This is a genomic window from Haliea alexandrii, assembly GCF_003719295.1.
In the GTDB taxonomy this organism is placed as follows: Bacteria; Pseudomonadota; Gammaproteobacteria; order Pseudomonadales; family Halieaceae; genus Haliea; species Haliea alexandrii.
This window is the reverse complement of record NZ_RFLW01000002.1, coordinates 815,765-834,102: the sequence shown is the minus strand read 5'-3', so window position 1 is coordinate 834,102 and position 18,338 is coordinate 815,765. Positions and strand designations below refer to the sequence as shown.

Annotated in this window: 12 protein-coding genes; 5 read left to right on the top strand and 7 right to left on the bottom strand. The window is 63.1% G+C overall.

All coding sequences use genetic code 11. The annotated features are described in order from the left end of the window. The gene (locus EGJ68_RS12055) at window positions 1-3,237 is read right to left on the bottom strand and encodes an amidohydrolase family protein (RefSeq protein WP_123034747.1); all 3,237 of its coding nucleotides are present in this window, start codon (window positions 3,235-3,237) and stop codon (window positions 1-3) included. Window positions 3,238-3,371: 134 nt separating this feature from the next. Here EGJ68_RS12055 and EGJ68_RS12050 point away from each other — a divergent pair, with 134 nt between their 5' ends. Together EGJ68_RS12050 and EGJ68_RS12045 are read left to right on the top strand one after the other, a co-directional pair. Then, window positions 3,372-3,896, top strand: a complete 525-nt coding sequence (locus EGJ68_RS12050; RefSeq protein WP_123034746.1) for a peroxiredoxin — start codon at window positions 3,372-3,374, stop codon at window positions 3,894-3,896. 208 nt (window positions 3,897-4,104) lie between these two features. Further along, window positions 4,105-5,466 carry an MATE family efflux transporter gene (locus EGJ68_RS12045; RefSeq protein WP_233248783.1) on the top strand — a complete coding sequence of 454 codons (1,362 nt, stop codon included), beginning with the start codon at window positions 4,105-4,107 and terminating at the stop codon, window positions 5,464-5,466. Between the two features lie 13 nt (window positions 5,467-5,479). Here EGJ68_RS12045 and EGJ68_RS12040 read toward each other — a convergent pair whose 3' ends face one another. Both EGJ68_RS12040 and ptsP read right to left on the bottom strand, forming a co-directional pair. Beyond that, on the bottom strand, window positions 5,480-6,361 hold the full coding sequence (locus EGJ68_RS12040; RefSeq protein ID WP_123034745.1) for a lysophospholipid acyltransferase family protein: 882 nt from the start codon (window positions 6,359-6,361) through the stop codon (window positions 5,480-5,482). Between the two features lie 33 nt (window positions 6,362-6,394). Beyond that, entirely contained in the window at window positions 6,395-8,638 is a 2,244-nt protein-coding gene (gene ptsP / locus EGJ68_RS12035; RefSeq protein WP_123034744.1) for a phosphoenolpyruvate--protein phosphotransferase, read from the bottom strand. 102 nt (window positions 8,639-8,740) lie between these two features. Here ptsP and EGJ68_RS12030 point away from each other — a divergent pair, with 102 nt between their 5' ends. Beyond that, window positions 8,741-9,868, top strand: coding sequence for a zinc-binding dehydrogenase (locus EGJ68_RS12030; protein WP_123034743.1), 1,128 nt, complete (start codon window positions 8,741-8,743; stop codon window positions 9,866-9,868). A gap of 82 nt (window positions 9,869-9,950) precedes the next feature. On the opposite strand, the gene EGJ68_RS12025 is transcribed toward EGJ68_RS12030, so the two are convergent. Continuing rightward, the gene (locus EGJ68_RS12025) at window positions 9,951-10,757 is read right to left on the bottom strand and encodes a DUF6544 family protein (RefSeq protein WP_199228016.1); all 807 of its coding nucleotides are present in this window, start codon (window positions 10,755-10,757) and stop codon (window positions 9,951-9,953) included. Between the two features lie 207 nt (window positions 10,758-10,964). Here EGJ68_RS12025 and EGJ68_RS12020 point away from each other — a divergent pair, with 207 nt between their 5' ends. After that, window positions 10,965-12,704 (top strand): DUF885 domain-containing protein, encoded by a 1,740-nt coding sequence (locus EGJ68_RS12020; RefSeq protein ID WP_123034741.1) that lies wholly within the window; start codon window positions 10,965-10,967, stop codon window positions 12,702-12,704. 1 nt (window position 12,705) lies between these two features. Here the strand turns inward: EGJ68_RS12020 and EGJ68_RS12015 are convergent, their stop codons facing one another. After that, complete coding sequence (locus EGJ68_RS12015) at window positions 12,706-13,491, bottom strand: lysophospholipid acyltransferase family protein (protein WP_123034740.1); 786 nt, start codon at window positions 13,489-13,491, stop codon at window positions 12,706-12,708. Window positions 13,492-13,773: 282 nt separating this feature from the next. On the opposite strand from EGJ68_RS12015, the gene hrpB reads away from it, so the two are divergent. Beyond that, window positions 13,774-16,350 carry an ATP-dependent helicase HrpB gene (gene hrpB, locus EGJ68_RS12010; protein WP_199228015.1) on the top strand — a complete coding sequence of 859 codons (2,577 nt, stop codon included), beginning with the start codon at window positions 13,774-13,776 and terminating at the stop codon, window positions 16,348-16,350. A 24-nt stretch (window positions 16,351-16,374) separates the two neighbouring features. Here the strand turns inward: hrpB and EGJ68_RS12005 are convergent, their stop codons facing one another. Together EGJ68_RS12005 and EGJ68_RS12000 are read right to left on the bottom strand one after the other, a co-directional pair. Beyond that, window positions 16,375-16,974: a DUF3501 family protein gene (locus EGJ68_RS12005; RefSeq protein ID WP_123034739.1), complete on the bottom strand. Its 600-nt coding sequence runs from the start codon at window positions 16,972-16,974 to the stop codon at window positions 16,375-16,377. Between the two features lie 16 nt (window positions 16,975-16,990). Next, window positions 16,991-18,313, bottom strand: coding sequence for a heterodisulfide reductase-related iron-sulfur binding cluster (locus EGJ68_RS12000; protein WP_123034738.1), 1,323 nt, complete (start codon window positions 18,311-18,313; stop codon window positions 16,991-16,993). Window positions 18,314-18,338 lie beyond the last annotated feature (25 nt).

The window sequence follows — 18,338 nt, the reverse complement described above, 5'->3', positions numbered from 1 at the left end:
TCAGCGAATCGCCGATTCCGGCTTGCCCTGCCAGTAGAAGGGCTGCAGGGTGCTGTCGCCGGTAAAGACCTCTGACAGCGAGTCCGCCGCGTACACGCGTCCATTCAGCACCACGTGGCTGATGTGGTCGGTATGGCGGATATCTTCCAGCGGGTTGCCATCGATAATCACCAGGTCAGCCAGTTTGCCGGGCTCCAGAGAGCCGAGGTCGGCATCCATACCCAGGTAGCGTGCCGGGTTGATGGTGGCCGCAGCCAGCGCTTCCATGGGCGTGAAGCCGCCGCGCACAAAACTCCACATCTCCCAGTGCGTGGCCAGCCCCTCGCGCTGGCCATGACCCCCGGTGTTGACCAGTACGCCGGCGTCCAGCAGTGCTTTGGCTGCCGCCGCTGCATCATCGTCGCGGTAGTCGGCTTCCGGTGCCATTGGCCGGCGCACTGACCGCGGTTGCAACACCGCCGGCGGCACGAAATTGGCGAGCAGCGGGTGCTTCCACACCTCGGTGTCCTGGTAGTAGTAGTCCTCCGAGGTCAGGCCACCGAACGTCACCACGAGGGTGGGTGTATAGCCGGCCTCGCTCTGGCGCCAGTATTGCAGCACGTCGTCATAGAGACGCAAGGTGGGGACGTTGTGTTCGACACCCGTAATGCCGTCTCCAATCAGGTTCATGTCCATATGGTAGAGCGCGCCGCCTTCAGCCACGGGCATCACACCCTCGCGGCGTGACGCTTCGATCACCATCTGGCGCTGGTCGCGGCGCGGCTGGTTGTAGTTCTTGACGGTGACCGCGCCCTGGGCCTTGAGCCGGCGCACGTGTGCCAGGGCATCGTCGAGTGTTTCCACCGGGGCATAGTAGGTGGATTTTGCGCCGTAGATGATCTCTGCCGTGGAAAAAATACGCGGCCCGAGGATGCGTCCGGCGCGGGCGTATTCGGCGGCAGCAAATACCAGCGAGGCCTGGCTGGACGGGTTGTGCACAGTGGTAACGCCCAGTGCCAGGTGAGCCAGCAGATCCCAGTTCTGCTGCGGAATGATGTCGGCGCGGCCGTAGGGGCCGTGCGCGTGTATGTCGACAAAGCCGGGCACGACGGTTTTGCCGTCGAGATCAACCTGGCGGAAGCCATCGGGGATAGTCAGGCTGCTGTCCCCCACAGCGCGGATGCGGTTGCCTTCCAGCAGTACCGTGCCGCTGTCGATCACGTCGCGCTGTGCATTCAGCGTGACGACCCGCGCGTTGGTCAGTGCCAGGCGCGTGTCGGGGCGCGCCGCAGCGACGCGCATGCTCAGTTTGGTGCCGCTCTGCGGAGGGCTGAAGCCGGGGCGCATGGCGTCGGCGATGGGCACGGTCTTCAATTCAGCCCCGGTGCTCCAGCTCACGGCGCTGCCATCGGCATTCCATGCCAGGTATTCACCGCCCACGCGGCTCAGGCGCACTGTAGGGAAGGCCGGTTTGGCCGCGTCCAGGATGAGAGTTTCACCCGCGCTGGGCGCGGTTGCCGCGAGGTGCACCTGATGCCCGTTGATGAAGGCAATATGCTCTCCGTCGGGCGCGAGCTGGATGCGCGTGGCCAGCTCCGCGCTGGCCACCGGCTGCACGTCGTGGCCGCTGCGGGACATGGAAATCAGCACCGTGCTGGCGGTGCTGCTGCCACGACCGCTGGCGCTTTCGGCGCGTTCCTGGGCATACAGGCGGCCGTTGGGGCCGAAGTGCGGGTGTTCACCGCGCGCACTGACAAACTGCATGTCCCCGGACTTGCGCTCGACCAGATAAATGCCCGGCTGCACCGACCACTCGGGGTTGAGCAGAGCGCTGCCGGCGAGTTTGCGCACGGCGAGGGTTGCACCGCTGCGGTCAATGGCAAGCTCGGTATACTGGCCTTTCGGGTGGTCCAGTGCACGCGCCTTGCCACCGCGCGCGGCTACGCGATGAATGCGGCTGAGCTCGCTGTCACTCCAGCGCAGGAAAAGGATTTCGCGGCTATCGGGGCTCCACACGGGTGCGTAGTCGAAGCCGTCTGTGTCACCGTTCGTCAGGCGTTGTGGGGCATTGTCGCCACGTTTCACATACAGGCGCCCCAGAGACTCGAACACAACGGCTTTGCCGTCCGGCGAAGGCGTGGCAAAGCGGACCATGCGGGTATCGAATTCTTCCGGTGCGACCTTTACCGGAAAGCGTACAGCAGGATAGACGTCGCGGCTGCCGCTGACCTCGAAGGGGATTTCGGCCAGCGACTCATCGGCAGTATTCAGGCGCCAGAGCTTGCCCTGCGCCCAGAACACGATGTCGCGGCTGTCTGGCGTCCATTCCATGGTGGGATAGAGGCCGTGCACCGCCCAGGTTTCCTGCATGTCCAGGTCCAGGCCATCAAACAGCATGCGTTCCGTGCCGCTTGCGAGGTCTTGCACGAAGAGTCGCGACTGCGCGCGCACGCGCTTGACGTAGGCCAGACGCTTGCCATCCGGCGACGGTGTGGCGCGGACCGCACCGCCAGGCCCGCCGGCAACTGTGCTGACATCGCCCGTGGCCAGGTCTAGCCGACGGATCTGGAACAGCTCGGTGTTGCTGTCCTGGTGGTAGATAAAGGTGTCGCCGGGGGTGGTGTTCAGGGAAAAATACAGGCTCTTGCCGTCGGGGCTGAAGGCCGGCTCACCTTGCTCTTTCTGGAAGGTCGGGCTGGGGCGGGGAACCAGCATCTGCCCACTGGTCTGCTCACTGCCGCCCAGGTGATACAGCCAGATTTCCCCGGTGCCGAGGGAGCGGGAGGTCGTGAAGTGCTTGCGCGCCGCCAGGTAGTTGCCGTCCGGGCTCCAGCTCGGGCTGTTGAGCAGGCGGAACTCTTCGAAGGTCACCTGGCGCAATTCGCCGCTGGCCCGTTCCAGCACCCACAGGTTGTCACCGCCGTCGCGGTCGGAGGTAAATGCGATGTGGCGACCATCGGGGCTGTACTGGGGCTGCATGTCCCAGGCGAAGCCGCTGGTCAGTGGTTTTGCGGGGCCGCCTTGCAGGGGGATTTCGTAGAGGTCGCCAAGCAGGTCGAACGCAATGTGTTTGCCGTCCGGCGAGACGTCAATACTCATCCACGTACCCTCGCTCACATCAATCGTGGCGCGGGTGGCGGGGACGGAGAAATCGGGGTCGTTTACACGCCAGCTGCCCTCGTCCCCGGCCTGGGCCGTGGCGGCTGCCAGTGCATTGGCGAGTAGCAGAAAACAGAGTGTTCGGGTTAGGCTGGGCATGGCAGTATCCGGGTTTGTCAGCGTCAACAGGGCGGCGGATACTGTGCTGCGGTGATCCAGCCGCTAACAGGCGCGTACCTTACTACGGAGTTTGTCCACAGGGAAATGCGCCCAACCTTGACACTGGAGTACACATGAACATCATTCGATCAATCACGCTGCTGCTGGCCCTCGCCTGTGTGGCGCCTGCCATGGCCGAGGCGTTGGCGGTGGGCGATCCCGCCCCTGATTTCAGCTTGCTGGGCAGTGATGGCAAGCGCCATGCATTGGCCGATTTCAAGGGCAAGCAGGCTGTGGTGCTGGCCTGGTATCCGCGCGCCTTCACCTCGGGCTGCACCGTGGAGTGCAAGTCACTGGCCGAAAATGGCCATCTCATCCGGGAATACGACGTAACGTATTTCATGGCCAGCGTGGATGAGGTGGAAGAGAATCGGCGCTTCGCCGAGGAGACGGAGGCGGATTTCCCGCTGCTGAGTGACCCCGACAAACAGGTTGCGGAGGCCTATGGCGTGTTGGCCATGATGGGGTTCGCCAAACGCCATACGTTCTACATTGGCGCTGACGGCACCATTCTCAAGATCGACCGTTCCATTAGCCCCGCCACCGCGGCGCAGGATATGGCGGCAAACCTCGCCGCCCTGGGCATCCCCAAACGCTAGGGCGCTGTCGGCACTGGGCAGATTGGCGTTCGTCGCGCCGAACTGCCGCTGGTCTTTTTACCCATCCCTGCACTGGCACTTCAACCGCCCGAGCCTATAATGTCGCCCTTTTTCTGCAAGCAAAGCTGACTACGGTGCGATGTCTGAGGTAACAGGTGGCGTGCCATAGTCAGCGGCGGGCATCTCGCATGCACCGCTGGAGAGGGTAATGCTCAGCACGGGTCAAACACGCGAATTGCTCCGCATGGCGCTACCGATGGTGGTGTCGCAGAGTGCGTTCGCGCTGATGGTATTCACCGACCGCTTTTTTCTATCCCGCATTGACGCCCTGCATATCGCTTCGGCGCTGGGCGGCGGTGTCACTTTTTTCGTCAGCGTGTCGCTATTTATCGGCATCATGTCCTACGCCACGGCACTGGTGGCGCAGTACTACGGTTCCGGGCAACTGGAAAAATGCCCGCGCGTACTCACTCAGGGCGCGATCATGGCGTTGGCGTGTCAGCCTTTGCTGCTGGTGATCGCCTGGGGCATGGGTGGGCTGTTTTCCGCCATGGGCCATCCACCCGAACAGGTTGTTCTGGAGCGCCAGTACTACTTCGTGATGATGAGCGGCGCGTTTTTTGCGTTGTTGAAGGCCTGTGTCGCGGGGTACTTCTGTGGCATTGGCAAAACCCGCGTTGTCATGATTACCGATGTGCTGGGTGTGCTTATTAATATCCCGCTGACCTGGGCATTGATCTTCGGCAAACTGGGGCTTCCGGAGCTGGGCATCCGTGGGGCGGCGCTGGGCACGGTGATTGCCACGGCCTGCAGCCTGTTCATCTACGCGGCGTTCTACTTCAACCGCATTCACCGTGAGCGATTTCACGTGGCTGACTCGTTCCGCTTCGACCGGGGCATTTTACGTCGCTACGTGCGGCTGGGCCTGCCCTCCGGCTTCGAGACCTTTGTCGGTGCGGCAACGTTCAATTTCTTTCTGCTGCTGTTCCAGTCCTACGGCATCGCCGAGGGCGCGGCCATGGCGATTGTTTTCAACTGGGACATGCTCAACTACGTGCCGTTGATCGGCCTGAATATTGCGGTTACCAGCATGATTGGCCGCTACGTCGGTGCGCGGGATATGACGCGAGCGGGCCAGCTTATCGCTGCGGGTTTTACCATTGCGCTGGGTTTCTCGGTGGTACTGGCGCTGTTCTTTGTGCTGTTCCGCTACGAATTGATGATGGTGTTCGCCACGCCCGGAGAGGACTTCAGCGAAATTGCCAGCCTGGGCGCGAGCATGATGCTGGGTATGGCCACTTATGTCGTGGCCGATGCGGTGATACTGGTCTGCAGCGGTGTATTGCGTGGCGCTGGAGACACCCGCTGGCTGATGAACACGTCAATGAGCCTGCACGTGCTGATGCTGGTCGCCCAGTACGTGATGATCAAGCATCTGGAGGTAGGGCCACTGGTAAGCTGGTGGGGCTTTGTGGCCATGTTGCTGGCGCTCGCGGTTGTCTACTTGCTGCGCCTGCGCGGTTCAACCTGGCGCAAGCCCTCGCGGCTGGCGCGGGTGATGGCGGACTAGCGCAGCCTGCCTGTCACAGCGTCAGGATACGTCGCAGCAGGCTGTTCTCGCCGCGTTGCTGCTCTCGCAGCAGAAGGAGTTCGCGCAGCTGCTGTTCGATCTCACCGGCAATCTGGTCGCGAATTTTGCGCTGTTGCACCTTGCCCGGTTTGCGCCGGGCGTAGGCCGCGAGGCTGACAGGTTGGCCGAAGCCCAGATAGCAGCGCTGGGGTTTTGGCAGCAGGCTGCCGAGTGCACCCATCGCAATCGGGGGCAGGGCGTCGCCTCGGGTATCGTCAGTGAGCAGGCCCACGCGCTGCAGGAACCTGCCCGGGAGTGAGTCGGGGAGGGCTTCGCTCTCGATCAGGTGATCGTAGAACTCGTCCGGGCCAACGATGCCGAAGGGCATGATGGTGTAACCGTGTTCCGCGGCCATGCGAATGAAGCCGAAGCGCTCCTTCCACTGCAGCTGGTAGCGCAGCCGGTTGGGCTTCACGGCCTCGTGCGCGCCGCCTGGAAACACCAGCAGGTCCTGTCCGTGGACCATCAGCGCGCGGCAGACGTCGGGGTGGCCCATGGCCGCACCGCGTGCCAGCAAGGCATTTTCCAGCGATGGATGCGTGAACAGGAACTTGTCGCCCAGCGGGCGCAGGAAACGTCCGTACTGTTGCTGGAGCATCGAAACAACAATCATGCCGTCCAGTGCGAACAGGCTGTGGTTGCCCACGAACAGGCACGGTTTATCGGGAATATGCTCTACGCCGCTGACCACCGGCCGGAAAAGGCGTTTGATGAGCTGGTAGGCAATTTGCAGATCACGGCTCTGTGGTACCTCAGTCAGTGCCAGCGCGCGCTCGATATGTCGTTGCAGGCGTTCGCCCGCCAGGGGCTGATTGTCCTTGTCCAGAGCCGTCATGTCTTTTCCCGATAGCGTGAACGCAGGAGTGTATCACTCACTGCCCAGCAGGCGCCCAAGGCCGCGTTGATGCAGCGCACCCTCCAGCAGCGCGCGAATGTCAGCACTGTTATCCAGTGTGAGCGCCTGCCGGGCGAGGTCGGCGGCGTCCCGGGCTGACATGGAGCGCAGTAACCACTTTATTCGCGGCAGCTTCGACGCGCTCATGCTCAGGGTGCGAATGCCGATGCCGAGCAGGAATACAACCGCTGCGGGGTCTGCTGCCATCTCGCCGCAGAGGCTGAGCGGCAGCCCACCGGCACGGGCATGGGCGGTGATGCGTGCGATCTCCTGCAATACCGCCGGGTGAATATGGTCGTAGGCCCCCGCCACGCGGGGGTTATTGCGGTCCAGCGCCAACAGGTACTGGCTGAGGTCATTGGAGCCGATGGAGATGAAATCCAGGCGGCCTGCCCAGGCCGGTAGCAGCGATATGGCGGCTGGCACCTCGACCATAATGCCCACCCGGGGCCGCCGCACGTCAACGCCCTCACCCTGCAACTGTTGCAGGGCATCGTCGAGCACGCCCTGAAAAGCGGCGATTTCCCCGCTGTTGCTGATCATGGGCAGGAGAATATGCAGGTCTGCACCGCCCTCAGCAGCGCGCAGCATGGCGCGCACCTGGGTCATGAGCAGCGAACTGTTGTCCAGGCAGAAACGGATGCCTCGCCAGCCGAGGGCGGGGTTTTCCTCGTGTATCGGAAAGTAGGGCAGGGGTTTGTCGCCGCCGATATCGAGGACGCGCATATATACCGGGCGCCCGCGGTAGGCCTCGAGTACCTGGCGGTAGATATTCAGCTGTTCTTCTTCCGAGGGGAAGGTCTCGCTGATCATGAACGGCATTTCAGTGCGGTACAGTCCGATGCCCTCGGCACCGTTGGCGAGTCCCGGCGAAATATCCGCCAGCAGGCCGGTGTTGGCCATGAGCCGCACCCGCTCACCATCCGTCGTGGTGGCTGGCTCGTCCCGCAGGCTCGCGAGCTCCCCCTTCAGTGCCTGTTCGGCGCGCTGCAGCCGCTCGAATTCCAGCCGGATGGAGGGGCTGGGGTAGAGTATGACCTGCCCTGTATTGCCATCCACAATGAGGGGGCTGCCGTCATCAATGCTCTTCAACTTGCCGGTTCCCATGACGGCGGGTACCCCCAGCGCGTTGGCCAGCACCGCCGTGTGTGACAGGCTCGACCCCTCGTAGCAGACGATGGCCGCGAGGCGCAGCGGATCACAGGCGGCAATATCTGACACGCTCACTTTGGCGCCAACCAGCACCAGGGGGCCGTGATCGTCGGCGGGCGCATTGCCACTGGCACCGGCCCAGGACTGGTAGAGTTTGTTGCCGAGGTGATGGAGGTCTTCATTGCGCGCGCGTAAATAGGGGTCCTCCATGGCCAGGAACACCTCGGCGTAGTGATGCACGACTTGCCGCAGCGCACCGGGTAACCATTGCCCACCTGCGATGGCCTGTTCCACACCCAGGCGCAGCCCCGGGTCGTTGAGCAGCATCTGGTAGGCCTTGAATACCGCGCTGACCCCTTCCGAGAGCTGCTCACCCAGTTGCCTGCGTTCGTTCTCGACGTCATCGCTCACTTTAGCCAGCAATTGGTGCCACTCGCTGATCGCGGCGGCGGGGTCTTCGCAGGGGCGGTCGGGAACAGCGTAGAGGTCGATGTTCTCGCACAGCCACGCGTTGCCGATGCCGGTGCCGGGTGCACCCTTCACACCCCGCACCCGCCGCACCGCGTTGGCCGGCGCATGCACCGCCAGGGGTTCGGGTGGCAGCACCAGGGCCAACTGGGTCGAGAGCGTTACCAGAAACGCCTGTTCATCCGCGGACATCAGGCGGCCTTCGCGAGACTGCACCACCAGCACACCGATAACGGCACCGGCTCGTACCACGGGAACCCCGCAGAAGCTGATGAATTCGTCTTCGCGGGTTTCCGCCAGGTAGCAGAAATCAGGATGCAACGCGGCCTCGGCCACATTGATGGGGTGTCGCGTTTGCGCCACGCGACCCACCAGGCCGCGGCCCGCGGGCAAGCGGCTGTAGCCCACGGCCTGCTGGTCCAGGCCGTGGCTGGCTACCAGCACCATGGCGCCATCAGTTGCCGCAATGTACAGGCTACAGACATCGACCGCGATTGCGCGGTGGATCGCTTCGACGATCAGCTTTACCTGGTCTTCGGTCTGGTCCGCCTGGGCGGCGGCTTGCACAATGCGGGTCAGTTCCTGCAGCGTATTCATCGATTGGTGTTCCGGTGCCCTGGTGGCGGGGAGTGAAGCACTTGCCACTAGTATCCGCTATAGTGCCTGCTTGTTGCCAGCCTACAAAGAGAGGAAACCCGCATGGCAGATACTGGATTGCAGTTGCGTACGCGCGTGAACGATGACAACACCCTGACGCTTTGGCTGGAGGACGTCGCTCTGCCACAGCCCGGCCCTGACGAGGTTCTGGTGCGCGTGGAGGCGGCGCCGATCAACCCGTCTGACCTCGCCCTGCTGTTCGGGCCGGCCGACATGAGCACCGCACGCAATAGCGGCAGTGCTGAGCGTCCGGTCATCACCGCAGATATTCCGGCCTCGGCCATGCGCCTCGTGCAGGCGCGCCTGGGGCAGGCGCTGCCGGCGGGCAACGAGGGCGCCGGTACCGTGGTCGCCGCGGGCAGCTCCGATGCCGCTCAGGCCCTGCTGGGCAAAACCGTCGGCGCATTTGGCGGTGAGATGTTTGCCCAGTATCGCTGTGTCAGCGCGCATGCCTGCCTGGTGCTGAATGAAGGGACATCAGCCGCTGAGGGTGCGTCCTGCTTCGTCAACCCGATGACGGCACTGGGCATGGTGGAAACGTTGCACATGGAGGGTCACAAGGCGCTGGTGCACACGGCGGCCGCGTCGAACCTGGGGCAGATGCTGAACCGGCTGTGCCAGGCTGACGCCATTCCGCTGGTGAATATTGTGCGCAAAACCGAACAGAGTGAGCTGTTGACGTCGCAGGGAGCAGAATACGTCGTGAATTCCGGGTCCGAGTCGTTCCAGCAGGATTTGCTGGCAGCGCTGGATGCCACGGATGCGACGATTGCCTTTGATGCCATCGGTGGCGGCAAGTTGGGCGGCACCATTCTCAACAGCATGGAGGCGGTCGCGGCGCGCAAGATGACCGAGTATAACCGCTACGGGTCCAACACGTTCAAGCAGCTGTATATTTATGGCGCCCTCGACCTGGGCCCAACGGTGCTGACGCGGAATTTCGGGTTTGCGTGGAACATTGGCGGCTGGTTGTTGCCCCTGTTTTTGCAGAAAGCCGGTCACCAGAAGGTGGGCGAGATGCGTGCGCGGGTGGCGGCGGAAATCAAGACGACCTTTGCCAGCCACTATACGCGTCGGGTCACGCTCGCCGAGGCGCTCAGTCTCGACGCGATAGAAGCCTACAATCGCCGCGCAACGGGTGAGAAATACCTCGTACTGCCGCAGGACTGACGCGGCGCTGCTCGTGATCGCGCTACCCCCCGCACCGGCCGGCCCGGTGAGGGTAGCGCGTGGTGTGAGCATGTTGCTCCGTTCAGGGGAAACGCACGTCCGTGACGGTCACTTTAAAGAACGGAAAGTAGTCCGGCGTGCCATAGTGGTTGCCTGCGATCACGCGCGTGGGTAGCCGGTAGCCATCGAATTGTTGAAATCCGGAAAGCTCACCACCGAAGGGCTGTAGTCGATAAGCCTGATCGCAGTTGGCATTGCTCCAGCGCTGGAAGATGACGCACTCGGGCGCACCCTCTGCATCCACGTGAATCTCCACGGACTGTTGCAGCGGGCCTGCCAGCAGGGTCACACGAGCGCTGTCGACACCGAGTGCCTCCCAGGTTACGCCCGCACCGGGCAGCAGGTTGGCGGGTGCCCAGAAGGCACTCTCGGCGACCAGACGCCCAAACGCCGAGCGCAGGTGATCCGGCCCGCCGCTGCGCGCTACGGGCAGCAGTCTTAACAACCAGAAACGGGTCCAGGACCTGCCGTAGAGAATACCCTCTGTGCCGCTGATAGCGCCGCACCGCAGCGACCAGACAAACCCGCCGGGTGGACAGAGAATCTCGCGGGCGCTCATGGGGCGGTAGGCGGGCGCCTCAGCTGTGCCCAGGCTCAGCTCCCCGGTCATGTCGATTTCGACTGCGTGCACCAGCTTGGTACCGGGCTGGATGGTGAAGTTGAAGTAGCGCCGAGCCGGTTCGGGAAGATCGGCGACCATCGCGGGGTTGAACGTTTCACTGGCGCCGGACAGCGTGCCGGCGAGTTCCTGCCAGGCGTTGTTTTCCGCTTTCTGTTCACACACCCGCCAGCAAACAAGCATCGCAACAAGCAGCGCTGCAGCGGTCACAATACAGCTCAACCAGATCATCAATACCCCGAACGTCACAGGCGCAGCAAACGCTGGCAAGACCACTCAAGAGATTAGCACGAGTGCCGGAGGACGTCCGCAGCGATGGCGCCTATGGTGATGCGGAGGGTGGCAGGCCTGCCATGAGCACCCACGACACACGGCGTCTGGTGCAGGTATGATTCCCCTTTTGGACAGGAGGCCTGTATGAAATCTCTACTCTTTGCCTTGCTCGTGCTGGGTGCCACCTGCGCGGTTGCTGCTCCGGCCGATAGATTCAACGCAATAGTGGATGCCCACTGGTCCTGGACACTGGAGCAATCACCGCAGTTGCGCACCTACCTCGGGGACACCGGTGCCAATGACCGCTGGGGCGATATGAGCCTGGCTGCGCACGCACAGCGCGACGCACAGCGCGCTGATTTTCTCATGCAGCTTGAAGCGGTGGATGTAGACGCCCTGAACGAGCAGCAGCAGCTTAGCCATGCCATGCTCCTGCGGCGCCTGCGCAGCGAGCGCAGTGAATACGCCCTTGGTCTCTACCTGATGCCGATCAATATGCGTTCAGGACCGCAACACCTGCACACCTTGCAGGAGCGCGTGACCTTCAATAGCGAGCGCGATTACCGCGACTGGCTGCAACGCCTGCAGCAGCTGCCGCAGCTGTTGGCTGAGTACCGCGCGCTATTGCAGGAGGGTATTCGCCAGGAGCGCACCCAGGCGCGCGTCGTCATGAAACGTGTTCCCGCCCAAATCGACCGCTTGCTGGCGGGTGAACCTGAGGATAGCCCATTCTACAAACCGTTTAACAGCACCACCGCGGGCCTTGACGAAGCCCAGATGGCTGAGTTGCGGCACGAGGCCAGTGTGGTGATTGAGCGGGAATTGAATCCGGCACTGGCTGAATTCCGCGAATTTCTCCTCGCCACCTATCTGCCTGCCTGCCGCGAACAGCCGGGCATCGGCAGCCTGCCCGAAGGCAAGGTGCTGTACCGCTTCCTCGCCGGCTATTTCACCACCACCGACATGACGCCGGAGGCTATCCACGAAGTCGGCAAGGCCGAAGTGGCCCGCCTGCTGGAGGAGATGGAAGCCGTAAAACGCAGTGTCGGTTTTGCGGGAGACCTGCAGGCCTTCAATGCGTTCCTGCGTTCGGATCCGCAGTTCTACTACAACAGTCCGGAGGCACTTTTCGAGGGTTACCTGGCCATTGCCAAGCGCCTCGATCCGCAGCTGGTCAAACTGTTTGGCAAGTTGCCGCGCATGCCCTACGGTGTGCGTCCGATCCCCGATACTATCGCCCCCGACACAACAACCGCCTACTACAGCCGGCCAGCAGCCAACGGTGCCCAGCCGGGCTATTACTACGTGAACCTGTATCGCCCGGAGGTGCGGCCGAAGTACGAAATGGAAGTCCTGTCGGTGCATGAGGCGGTGCCAGGCCACCATCTGCAGATCGCATTGGCCCAGGAGCTCGAGGGCTTGCCCCTGTTCCGCACTACGGGAGGGGAGACGGCGTTTATCGAGGGTTGGGGCCTCTACTCTGAGCGGCTCGGTTATCAGATGGGACTCTATACCGACCCCTACTCACGCTACGGACAGCTGACTTACGATATGTGGCGTGCGGTGCGGTTGGTGGTCGATACCGGCATTCATTACTTTGGCTGGAGCCGTCAGGAAGCCATCGATTACTTCACGGCGCATGCGGGCAAGAGCGAAGCCGATATCGTCAACGAAATTGACCGCTACATTGGTTGGCCGGGGCAGGCACTCGCCTACAAGATTGGCCAGCTGAAGATTCTGGCGCTGCGTGAACGCGCCGAAGAGGCGTTGGGTGACGCGTTTGATATTCGCGCTTTTCACGACCATTTGCTGGGCGCGGGTGCGATTCCGCTGGATGCCCTGGAGCGCCGTATGGACGCATGGATTGCCAATCAGCGCAGCTGAATCATCCAGCCGAGGTCAGCTGTGGCCGCTGTGGCTGGCCGAGCCGGCTGCGGTAGGCCCCCTCCACCTGTGTGCACAAACCGCGTACGTTGCGCTCGGCATCGTGCGCAACCGGGGGCAGAACAGAAACCCGCACGGTAGCCGGTCGCAGGAGCAATCCCCCCTTGGGCAGGGCGTCGTGAACATTGTGCAGAACGATGGGCACAATGGGCACGCGGGCCTTTTTCGCCAAAAAGAAGGCGCCGTGGCGAAACGGCTGCAGGGCGCCGCTGGCACTGCGGGTGCCTTCCGGCGCAATCACCAGCGAGCGACCGTCGGCAAGCACAGCCTGCGCCGCCTGCAATACCGCGGACTGATCCGCTGCGTCGCGATCAACAAAAATAGTACCGGCGTTGGCCAGCAGGGCGCCCAGCAGCGGCTTGCCGGCCATTTCCTGCTTGCAGAACGGTACGACATCGCGCCGCAGTAGCCGTGCCAGGATCATCGCGTCGAGGAGACTCTGGTGGTTGAAGACGTAGATCACCGGCCCGCGCTGGCGCAGAAATTCCGGGCCATCGATATCCAGCTCCAGACCGGCAAAGCCGCAACCCAGGTCACCCAATAGCTGGGTAATGCGATTGGCATTGCTCCGTGATGACCCGCCGAAGCGGGCGGCGAGTGTGCCCAGCAGCGATGTGGCTGCCACGGCCTGGCCGGTCAGCGCCGTGCGCAGTACCGACTCGAGGTCCGGCAGACTGCGCTGCAGCGCCGGCGTGTTCTTTTCATTGCGCATCACCAGGGTGTTCATAGGGCTGCTACTCCTCTGCGGGAACCGTAGTCGTCGTCAGTCGGGTGCCAACGGGGGTACGGTGTGTCCTGCGCTAGTTGCTGCAATAAACCTGCCACCTGCGGTGCAGGGTGCCTTCGAACAGTGACAAAGACATGACGGAGGCTTGAAGCTGGCGTGACAGTGCAATGCAGGCGCGTGTACAGCCACGCAAGAACCAGGCTGTGTGCACCAGGGCGGTGCAAGTGGTCGCCGCGGCGCACCAGCATTGGCCAGCCCGGCGTGCTCAGCTACCATGACGCGATGCCAGCCCCGAACCTGCCAGCACTGCCCGTTACCGACATACTGCCACCATTGCGTGAGGCACTGGCGGCGTGTCGTGATGTCGTGCTGGAGGCACCCCCCGGGGCGGGCAAAACCACCCTGGTGCCACTGGCCCTGCTCTCTGAGACGTGGCTGGCAGAGCAAACGATCCTACTGGTGCAACCACGACGCGTTGCCACGCGCGCTGCGGCGGCCCGCATGGCACAGCTCCTCGGCGAGACGACGGGTCAGCGGGTGGGCTATCGCATGCGGCTCGAAAGCCGGGTCGGCGCAGCCACACGCGTGGAGGTCATCACTGAAGGTGTGCTCGCGCGCCGTCTGCAGGCAGACCCGGGCCTGTCTGGTGTGGGGCTTGTTGTTTTCGATGAGTTCCACGAGCGCAATCTCGATGCCGAACTGGGCCTGGCCCTGACACTGCAGAGTCGAGCACTTTTTCGCGATGACGTGCCGCTGCGCATCATGGTCATGTCGGCGACCCTGCAGGGGGTTCCGGTGGCGGGCCTGTTGCAGTCGCCGTGCGTGCTGGTGTCCCCGGGGCGGCAATTTCCGGTGCACATCGAATATGGCGCGGGCCTGTCGAGCACGGAGCCTGTTGAGGGGCCGGTAGTGCGGGCCGTACAGCGCGTACTCGCAGAATGCGCCGGGAGTGTACTGGTTTTCCTGCCCGGGCAGGCGGAGATTCGCCGTGTGCAAAGGCGGCTTGCCGGCCGTGTGACAGCAGACGTGCGCATACTGCCGCTATACGGGGGCCTTTCCCTGGCACAGCAGCAGGCGGCGATTGACCCCTGTGATGCCGGGCAGCGCAAGGTGGTGTTGGCGACCAATATCGCCGAAACCAGCCTGACCATCGAAGGGGTTACCACGGTGATCGACAGCGGGCTGGAGCGACAGGCGCTGTTTGCCGCTGCCACGGGTACCACCCGCCTTGCCACACGGCGAATTTCCCAGGCGTCTGCGGCTCAGCGGGCTGGCCGCGCCGGCCGCCTGGCCCCCGGCTATTGTCTGCGGCTGTACAGTGCGGATCAGTATGCCGCGCTGTCGGAACAGCGGGTTCCCGAGGTACTGCAATCCGACCTCGCGCCGCTGGCCCTGCAATTGCTGGCCTGGGGGGTGAGCTCGCCCGCGGAACTGGCTTGGCTGGACACCCCGCCGGCGGCACACTGGCAGCAGGCCCTGGAGGTATTGCAGCGTTGCGCGGCGGCGTTTGCGCGTGACTCAGGGCAGTGGCAGTTGACCCGGCACGGTGTGCAGTTGGCCGGCTTGCCCCTGCACCCGCGGCTGGGCCACATGTTGCTGTGCGGGGCCGACATGGGTTCGGCTGAAACCGCAGCGTTACTCGCGGCGCTGCTCGCCGAGCGCAACCCGTTCTCTTCCGAGGGGGTGGACCTGAGCCCTGCGCTGGCGTGCCTGCGGGGAGAGTTGCCCCGGCAAGCGCCGCTGCGCGCCTGGTTTCAGCGCACCTGGCAGCAGGCACGGCGTTATACCAGCCTGGCGCACAAGCAAAGATCAGCGCCGGGTGCGCATGAAGTTGAGATGGGGTCGCTATCCCTTTCGACGGATGAGCAATTGGCCGTGCTGATCGCGCTGGCCTGGCCGGAATGGGTGGCCTGCGCCCGGTCGGGCGCTGCGCCGGGCGCTTTTCAGCTGGCCAATGGCCGCAGCGCCAGTCTGCCGCCGGAGGACGCGCTGGCCGCTACACGCTGGTTGGCGGTAGCGGATCTGGGCGGTGTGCAGGGGCAGTCCAGCGACCGTGTTTATGCCGCTGCCGCGCTGGACAGTGCGCGCTTTGAAGACGTGCTGGCGCCGCTGGAACGGGTTGTGGAACGGGTGGAATGGGATGATCGCCAAGAGCGGTTTGTTGCTGAACGCCGGCAGCAGGTAGGCCAGTTGCTGCTGCGGCGCGAAACCCTCGCAGTGGTGCCAGCCGGGGCCCGAGACGAGGCACTGCGTGCACTGCTGCACAGGCGCGGTTTGCAGGTGCTGCCGTGGACACCGTGGCTGGAGCAATGGCGAGCGCGGGTGAGGCTGTTGCGGCACCTGCAACCAGCGCGCCCGGATGCGCCATGGCCCGCGTTGGACGATGCAACCCTGTTGGCTACGATCGACGATTGGTTGTTGCCCCATCTGGGTGGCGTCACACGTCTGGCCGACTTCGGCCGCGTTGATCTGCGCAGCATACTCGCCGGTCTGCTGCCCTGGCCCCTGCCGCGGGAACTGGAGCGCCTGGCACCGGAGCGTATCGAAGTGCCCTCCGGCAACAACATCAGTATTGATTACACCGGTGACACCCCCGTGCTGGCGGTGAAGCTACAGGAGATGTTCGGCTGCGAGGACACCCCGCGTATCGCCGGCGGCTTGCAACCCCTGCAACTGCAGCTGTTGTCGCCTGCGCGCCGGCCTCTGCAGGTGACACAGGACCTGGCCACCTTCTGGCGCAATGTGTACCCCGAGGTGAAAAGGGAAATGAAGGGGCGTTATCCCAAGCACCCCTGGCCAGACAACCCGCTGACCGCCGTTGCCACGCACCTGACCCGCAAGCGCGCAGAGAGCGGTTGAGATCGGGAGCAGCCCTGCCGTGCTTCAGCGAACGGCGTTGTCTGCCAGGTCGGCGGTCAGCGCCTCGCGTATGCCGGGCTCGAGGGTGAACCCCTCTATGGGGTATGCGGGGTGGTCGATGCCCGCCTGAATCGGCTCGCCGCGTTTGGCGGCGGTGATCATATCGGGGGACAGCTCGAAGCGCATGAAGTGCACCGACGAGGTTTTTACCGCGTTGCTGCGCTCGATATCCTCATCGGCTATGGCATAGATACGTTCGCCATCGCCCACCTGCAGCCAGACCCTGTCTTCTATGTCGATCATTTCTGCCAGCCGCCGGGCGCGCTCGACAGGATCGGCGTACTCGAGCATGAAGGTGGCCTTCCAGTTGTGTCCAGTTGGAATCAGTGGGTTGTAGGCCTCCAGCTCCTCATTGATGCCGCTGGCTTCGAACACTTTTTCAATGCGCAACATTTCCTGGATCTGGTACTTGATGGTCAGCGCATCCTCGAAGTAGAGGCGGGCATGCTCGCCGAGCGAGAGTTGTCGTGTTTTCTTGTGCTCGAGTACCTGGCTGCGAAACCGGGGGCGTTCCTCAGCGTACTCTTCCAGTGACCAGAGGTCTGCGCGTGTTAACGGGCGCATAAATGTCTCCTTCCAATTACAGGCCGTAGGCCTTACGCAACAAGGTCATGGGATGTTCTGCCCGGTCTACCTTCTCTGACAGGTTGGCGATGTGCGTAGCCGCCATCGGGCAGTCGCTCATGAAGTGGTCCGCTGCCTGCTGATCGATCTTGCGTACCACAGGTCGGGCAATCTTGACTGACTTGTCGCGGGTTTCCTGTTTGATCGCATAGGTGCCATCGTGGCCGGAGCAGCGTTCCTGAGCGGTGACGGCCGTCCCCGGCACGAGTTGCAATACGTCGCGGGTTTTCAGACCGATGTTCTGCACCCGCTGGTGGCAGGCTACCTGATAGGCGATATTGCCCATCGCGTTGGGGAATTCCGTCTGCAGGGCGCCACCCTTGTGGCGCAGCCAGAGATATTCGAACGGGTCGTAGAAGGCCTGTTTCACTTTCTGTACGTCGGGATCTTCGGGAAACAGCAGGGGCAGTTCCTGCTTGTACATGAGCACGCAGGAGGGAATGGGGGCAATAAGATCGTAGCCCTCGTCTACCAGTTTCGCGAGCACAGGGATGTTGGCTTTCTGCAGCTTTTCCACCGCATCCAGGTCGCCCAGTTCCAGCTTGGGCATGCCACAGCATTTCTCTTTGGGCACGATATCGATGTGGATGCCGTTGTGCTGGAATACCCTGATGAAATCCTCGCCGATGTGCGGGCTGTTGTAGTTGCCATAGCAGGTGGCATAAAGCGCGACCTTGCCGGTGGTTTCACCCACTGCCTCGGGGGCCAGGTTGCGCACCAGGGGCTTGACCCGCTTGCGCAGGGTGTTGCTGCTGAAGGCGGGCAGCGGCGCTGCGTGGTGAATGCCAAAGCCCGACTCCAGCGCCCGGCGGAACGTGCTGTTGTTGTTCAGCGCATTCACCGTGATATCCACCAGCGGAATGGTCGCGAGGCCGAAGGTACGATCGGTACTGGTGAGGACCCGGTCGCGCAGTCGCGCGCCTTCCTTGCGAAAATGGTTGGCTTTGGCGCGCAGCATCAGGTGAGGAAAGTCCACCGCCCACTCGTGCGGGGGCACGTAGGGGCACTTGGTCATGTAACAGAGGTCGCAGAGGTAACATTGCTCGACCACCTTGTGGTAGTCGGATTTTGCGACGCCGTCTACCTCCAGGGTTTCGGATTCATCGACAAGGTCGAACAGGGTGGGGAAACTGTCGCACAGGCTCACGCAGCGCCGGCAGCCATGGCAGATGTCGTAGACGCGCTCCAGTTCCGCGTCGAGTTTGGCCTGATCCCAGAAGTCATCCGAGCGCCATGCAACCGGGTGTCGTATGGGGGCTTCCAGGCTTCCTTCTCTCACGGCGCATTCCTCGTCTGCGGTTGAT

Excerpts from the sequence above, each read along its gene's own strand:
- EGJ68_RS12040 (WP_123034745.1), bottom strand. The coding sequence starts at position 6,361 with ATGACGGCTCTGGACAAGGACAATCAGCCCCTGGCGGGCGAACGCCTG.
- ptsP (WP_123034744.1), bottom strand. The coding sequence starts at position 8,638 with ATGAATACGCTGCAGGAACTGACCCGCATTGTGCAAGCCGCCGCCCAG.
- hrpB (WP_199228015.1), top strand. The coding sequence starts at position 13,774 with ATGCCAGCCCCGAACCTGCCAGCACTGCCCGTTACCGACATACTGCCA.
- EGJ68_RS12030 (WP_123034743.1), top strand. The coding sequence starts at position 8,741 with ATGGCAGATACTGGATTGCAGTTGCGTACGCGCGTGAACGATGACAAC.
- EGJ68_RS12015 (WP_123034740.1), bottom strand. The coding sequence starts at position 13,491 with ATGAACACCCTGGTGATGCGCAATGAAAAGAACACGCCGGCGCTGCAG.
- EGJ68_RS12055 (WP_123034747.1), bottom strand. The coding sequence starts at position 3,237 with ATGCCCAGCCTAACCCGAACACTCTGTTTTCTGCTACTCGCCAATGCA.
- EGJ68_RS12045 (WP_233248783.1), top strand. The coding sequence starts at position 4,105 with ATGCTCAGCACGGGTCAAACACGCGAATTGCTCCGCATGGCGCTACCG.
- EGJ68_RS12050 (WP_123034746.1), top strand. The coding sequence starts at position 3,372 with ATGAACATCATTCGATCAATCACGCTGCTGCTGGCCCTCGCCTGTGTG.
- EGJ68_RS12005 (WP_123034739.1), bottom strand. The coding sequence starts at position 16,974 with ATGCGCCCGTTAACACGCGCAGACCTCTGGTCACTGGAAGAGTACGCT.
- EGJ68_RS12020 (WP_123034741.1), top strand. The coding sequence starts at position 10,965 with ATGAAATCTCTACTCTTTGCCTTGCTCGTGCTGGGTGCCACCTGCGCG.